1 protein-coding gene is annotated in these 1,143 nt (G+C 59.3%); it reads right to left on the bottom strand.

Going from position 1 to position 1,143, the window contains the following annotated elements; all coding sequences use genetic code 11:
• The coding region (locus EOL86_15385; protein NCD26952.1) for a phosphate starvation-inducible protein PhoH at positions 1 to 1,123 on the bottom strand (1,123 nt) is incomplete at its 3' end.
• Positions 1,124 to 1,143: the final 20 nt, after the last annotated feature.

Here is a 1,143-nt window from a genome sequence, read left to right as displayed (position 1 = left end):
TATGCCCATAACCGGGCAGGCCCTTGAGCATCTTCACGGCCCAGTTCAAGCCATTGTTGGATTCGTTGAGATAGGGGTTGTCCACCTGCCGGGTGTCGCCCAGGCAGATGCATTTGACGTTCTCGCCCATGCGCGTCAGCAGGGCGCGGGTTTCGGCGCGGGACAGATTCTGCATTTCGTCGATGATGACCACGGCGTTTTCCAGATTCATGCCCCGGATATAGGCAATGGGTAGGATCTCGAAGCGTTTGGAATTGTATCGGAAGTTTCCGCCCTCGCTGTCATGGAAAATCCGATTGGCCGGACGCAGGTCGTGCAGCTTCATGAGCAGATCCTGCACGTAGCGCACGTAGGGCGCCATTTTTTCGTCCAGGTCGCCGGGCAGGTAGCCAAGCTTGGCTCCGATCTCGATGACCGGCTTGACCAGATAGATCTTGCGAAACGGGTTGTCCTTTTCCTCCAGGGCCAGATACAGGGCCGCGGCCAGGGCCAGGAAGGTCTTGCCGTACCCGGCCTCGGACTGGATGGTGACCAGATGCACGGCCGCGTCGAGCATCAGCTCCAACGCCAGATTCTGGTACACGTTGCGCGGACGCACGTTCCAGACGCAGTGCTGGTAGTCGATGCAATGCGGCCCGGACGTGGCGTGCATGTACGGCTGACCATTGACCCAGCAAAAACTGTTGGGCGCGGGCTCCTCGCCTTCGCGCACGAACCCGGTGTAGGTCTGGGATTCGGAACGAAACGGATTGGAGTCACGATAGCCTTCGCTGGCAATGGCATGGATGCGGGCCTTGAGTTGCAGGATGCGGTCGTTGGTGACCAGGACGGGCTCCGGGACGCGGCTGTCCTTGAGTTCATCCAGGATTCGATCGTCATTGGTACGGGTGTCGTCGTCGGGGAAGACGCGCGGCGGCAGGAACTGGATGTCGGGATCGTTCTGCAGCACGGTCACGGCCTGGGCCACGATGTGGGCCACGCGCGGCTCGCGCTTCAGACGGTCCAATTCACACAAAACGGTATAGGGCAGGATGATCCGGTTCTCCTGCCCGTTACGCAACGCCCGGATGCACTGTGGATTTTCTATGAGAACATTGGTGTCGAGCACATAGTTTTTATACATGGACGGGTGGCGATCCTTAA

Source organism: Deltaproteobacteria bacterium (assembly GCA_009930495.1).
Lineage (GTDB): Bacteria > Desulfobacterota > Desulfovibrionia > Desulfovibrionales > Desulfomicrobiaceae > Desulfomicrobium.
The sequence above is the reverse complement of the archived record's forward strand: the minus strand, read 5'-3'. Positions and strand labels throughout refer to the sequence as shown.